Source organism: Mycobacterium sp. (assembly GCF_032162605.1).
In the GTDB taxonomy this organism is placed as follows: domain Bacteria; phylum Actinomycetota; class Actinomycetes; order Mycobacteriales; family Mycobacteriaceae; genus Mycobacterium.
On the sequence record NZ_JAVROT010000287.1, the window covers coordinates 1 to 3,716 of the forward strand.

The following is a 3,716-nucleotide window of genomic DNA, read 5'->3' on the forward strand; positions in this document are numbered from 1 at the left end:
GGTTCATCGACGGAGCGGTCCGCTCTGGTGAGCGAGCCGCTACCGAGGTGATGGAACGCGACAAGGCATTGGTGGTGGGCTAAACCGTTCCGGATCGAAGGTGTACGGGTGGTTCCAGACCCCGCGGATTGGCGCGGCCCGGCGCCCGCCAGGCCGACTGGGTCGGCGCGGACGGAGCCAGTCAACTTCGCAAAGACCGCACGAAAGTCAGTGTCGGATTCGGGCTGGAAAAGCCGCAGCGGCTGAACCGGATCGACTCCGGCCGGGAACACCCGGACGTTGCCAACTGTGTCGGCGCCGATTGCAAGCAGCAGAGTGAGGTGATCGCCGGCAGAAGTTTTCGTCGACGATGTGACCACTCCAAGCCTGACCCCCTCCGCAAGCAGCCCCGCGAAGTAGGAAGGAACGGCGCCACCCGTCGTGGTCACTGGATATTCGCCGGAGCGCAACAGTGACCACGAGACGGACCGGTCACGCACGCGACGATCTGTCGGATGTGCTTCGCCGACATACTCGAAGCTAACGCTGTCGCCGCGTTGTCGTACCAGGTGGGCAGCGAGCTCATCGCCGATATAGACGTCGGCTTCACCGATGTCCCTCAAGTCGAGCCTGTCCGGATCCGTCATTCAATCGCCGCACTCACGTCGATGTGCAGGCCCAAAATGTCGGCTATCTCGATGACGGAGCCGAACTTGATCGAACCACTCCCTCGCTCGAGTGACTGGATGCTGGAGCGGGACACACCCGCCAAGTCGGCCAGGGTTTGTTGTGTGAGTCGCAGCGTGATCCGCCGCTCAGCGAAGACGTCCCCTATGCGTGCAATTGCAGGCATAGGCTCATCATGTTGCGCCTTCCTTCGTCTTGGACCCACCGCTTGCTCCTTAAGGCCTGAAAAGTAGTTCTCCGACGGGAACGGTTGCACCGTTATGGCGGTGAGCCATTTGACGCTACGGGCCCCGATATAGCCGGATCCATGGTGACCCGCACCGGGCCACCATGGATCCGTCGGAGCGGTTGACCGTTCATCTGCCACGCCAGCAGCATTCTCCGACATGGCCCTAGTCAGCGGAATGGAACCACCGTAGGAGTGGTTAAGTCGCTTCCGGGTCAACGGCCGTTGGCGCGCCTTAATCGCGGCCCCGTTCAACGGGTCGTACACAGGGTGGTGGCGGGCGCACTGGACTGACCGAGAAGACCTCAGGGGGCCGCATCTGCCGCAGCGATTGCGAAAGATGGGGTGGATGCCTCATGCGTTGACCGGGCCGCCAGGTCGATGCTTTCGGCATGACCATTTTCAAGAGCCCACGCGATGCGACGCTCGAACTACAGCGGAACCCGATCCTTTGGCCCGGTAGCGACGAGCGGTCCACCGGCTACGGCGTGATGGGCCTCCCGTTCGCCAGCGGGCACTACCTGGCGCTGCGGGACATGGCCGCGACGTCAATCGGCCCCAGTTATCGAAGTGTCTGGCATCGCGCGCCGAACGGCCAGTGGACCTTCCTCGCCGATGCGGCACCGGAACAAAGTTGTGCACGGTACTTCGCATCCGATTCCGCTCAGACTCTGCACACCAAAATCGAAATCCATTGGGACGGACCATACTCGTTGCGGATCGGCGTGCCGGACCTGCTGGAATGGCGACTCGAACTGGCAAGCACACCCGCCACGTTGTTGATGTCGGCGTTGGGTCGCCGACTGCCGGCGGCCGCCGGGCGCGGCGAGTCTTTTCGGCGGATGATGGCCCGGGTTGCCGGGCCGATGCTCCGGGCCGGACGCATGGGAATGGCCGGGACGACTCCCAATGGTCAGCGATTCGCCGCGGCGCCCTGGATGATCTGGACGGTTTCGAGCAGCAGCGCGACTCTGCGCGGCGTCGATCTCGGCTCCCCCCTTCCCCTGCATCAGCAAGCGCACCTCGGCGACTTTTGGCTTCCCCAACGTGGGCTGTTTGCGCTGGCGAACGTGGCATTCGAGAACTTCGATCCGGCCAGGCACCATGCGGTACAGCACGGGTCACAGATGAATTCCGTTGTTCCACAACAGAAGAACTGAACGGTTCCATAGGGAAACCGGTCACCAAAGAAATGGAGAAGTTCATGACAACAACGCATACCCCGGTCGACAATGGCGTCAACGTCGAGGCCCTCCTTGACGTCCGCGAGTCGTTGGCCGAGACACCCAAGATGGCCGAGTTCCATTGGCGGGCAACAGTTTCCTGGGCCAACGGAACCCACAGCCGCTCGACCGTGGACACCTTTTACGGATTCGGCAACCATCAGCACCACAAGACGACATTCACCTACGACGTCGACCATCCGCTCGCGTTCGCCGGGCAGGACAACGGCATCAGCCCTGTCGAGTATGTGCTGGTGGCCCTGGGCGGGTGCCTGACCGCCGGTATTGCATCGATCGCCCAGAATCGCAAGATTCAGCTGCACTCGGTGCAGGCGACCGTCGAGGCCGACGAAGACATCCGTGGAATCTTGGGCGCCGATCCCGACATCCGCAATGGGTTCACCGGCGTCCGGGTGTGCTACCAGATTGACGCTGACGCCACCCCGGAGGAGATCAAAGCCCTTGTCGCGCAATCGCAGAAGCGCTCGGCGGTCTACGACATCCTCACTAACCCCACCGACGTCACCGTCGAAGTGGCCTGATCAGACGATGCGACGGAAGGCCGATCATGCTGAAGACAACCACTCTCGTGGTGGGCGCCGGACATAGCGGCCTGGCCATGAGCCGCTGCCTCGCCGACCGTTCGATTGACCACGTGGTCGTGGAACGGGGTGAGGTAGCGGACTCCTGGCGCACCCAGCGGTGGGACTCGATGCGGTTACTGACTCCCAACTGGATGACCCGGCTACCGGGGTACGCCTACCGCGGGGACGACCCCGACGGCTATCTCCCGGCATCCGAAGTGGTGCAGCTCATCGAGCGCTACGCCAAGGAGACCGCGGCACCCGTGCTGGCAAACACGACGGTGATGTCGGTGCGGCACACCGAAAGCGGATACGTGGTGCGCACCGACCAGGGCTCGTGGCACGCGCGGTCAGTCGTGCTGGCCTCTGGCGCCAACGCCGTCGCCAAGATCCCAGCGCTGCAAGCGGGCGTGCCCGCCGGGATCATCACCCTCACCCCGGCGGACTACCGCAACCCGAGCGAGCTGCCCGACGGTGGGGTCCTCGTTGTCGGCGCCTCGGCGAGCGGGATCCAGATCGCGGGCGAATTGCACCGCTCGGGCCGTCCGGTCACGCTGGCGGTCGGGGAGCATGTCCGCATGCCGCGCACCTATCGCGGCAAGGACATCCTGTGGTGGATGGATGCGGCCGGACTGATGGACGAGCGCTACGACCAGATACCGGACCTCGCCCGGGCGCGCAAACTTCCGTCGATGCAGCTGGTCGGATCAACCAATCGGGTCACCATCGACCTCAATTCGCTGAGCGGACTTGGGGTCCAACTGGTAGGGCGGTTGGCCGGAATCCGCGACGGCATCGCTCAATTCTCCGGCTCGTTGCCAAACATGTTCGCTTTGGCCGACCTGAAGCTCGGGCGGCTGCTCGACACCATCGACGCATGGGCGATCGAAACCGGTTGGGACGGTGGTGATCCGCCGCGGCGTTTCGAAGCGACGGCAGTTCCCGCCACCGTGCCCTTGACGATGGACCTGCGCTCCGGCGCCATCCGTACGATCCTCTGGGCCACCGGGTTCCGCC

At 63.9% G+C, this 3,716-nt stretch carries 6 protein-coding genes; 3 read left to right on the forward strand and 3 right to left on the reverse strand.

Annotated features, from left to right (window positions below; genetic code table 11):
• The 3 genes from QOI01_RS16910 to QOI01_RS16920 form a co-directional block, all read right to left on the reverse strand.
• Positions 1–626: HipA N-terminal domain-containing protein (locus QOI01_RS16910; protein WP_526382875.1), on the reverse strand; the 626-nt coding region annotated here is incomplete at its 3' end.
• Entirely contained in the window at positions 623–832 is a 210-nt protein-coding gene (gene relB, locus QOI01_RS16915; RefSeq protein WP_526382877.1) for a type II toxin-antitoxin system RelB family anti-toxin, read from the reverse strand. The genes relB and QOI01_RS16910, both read right to left, overlap by 4 nt.
• Positions 833–924: 92 nt before the next feature.
• Positions 925–1,044 carry a molybdopterin-dependent oxidoreductase gene (locus QOI01_RS16920; protein WP_526382878.1) on the reverse strand — a complete coding sequence of 40 codons (120 nt, stop codon included), beginning with the start codon at positions 1,042–1,044 and terminating at the stop codon, positions 925–927.
• A 240-nt stretch (positions 1,045–1,284) separates the two neighbouring features.
• Between QOI01_RS16920 and QOI01_RS16925 the strand changes: the two genes are divergently transcribed.
• From QOI01_RS16925 to QOI01_RS16935, 3 genes are all read left to right on the forward strand, one after another.
• Complete coding sequence (locus QOI01_RS16925) at positions 1,285–2,052, forward strand: hypothetical protein (protein WP_526382880.1); 768 nt, start codon at positions 1,285–1,287, stop codon at positions 2,050–2,052.
• Positions 2,053–2,096: 44 nt separating this feature from the next.
• Entirely contained in the window at positions 2,097–2,657 is a 561-nt protein-coding gene (locus tag QOI01_RS16930; RefSeq protein WP_526382882.1) for an OsmC family protein, read from the forward strand.
• A gap of 26 nt (positions 2,658–2,683) precedes the next feature.
• A partial coding sequence (locus QOI01_RS16935; protein ID WP_526382884.1) for an NAD(P)-binding domain-containing protein occupies positions 2,684–3,716 on the forward strand: 1,033 nt, incomplete at its 3' end.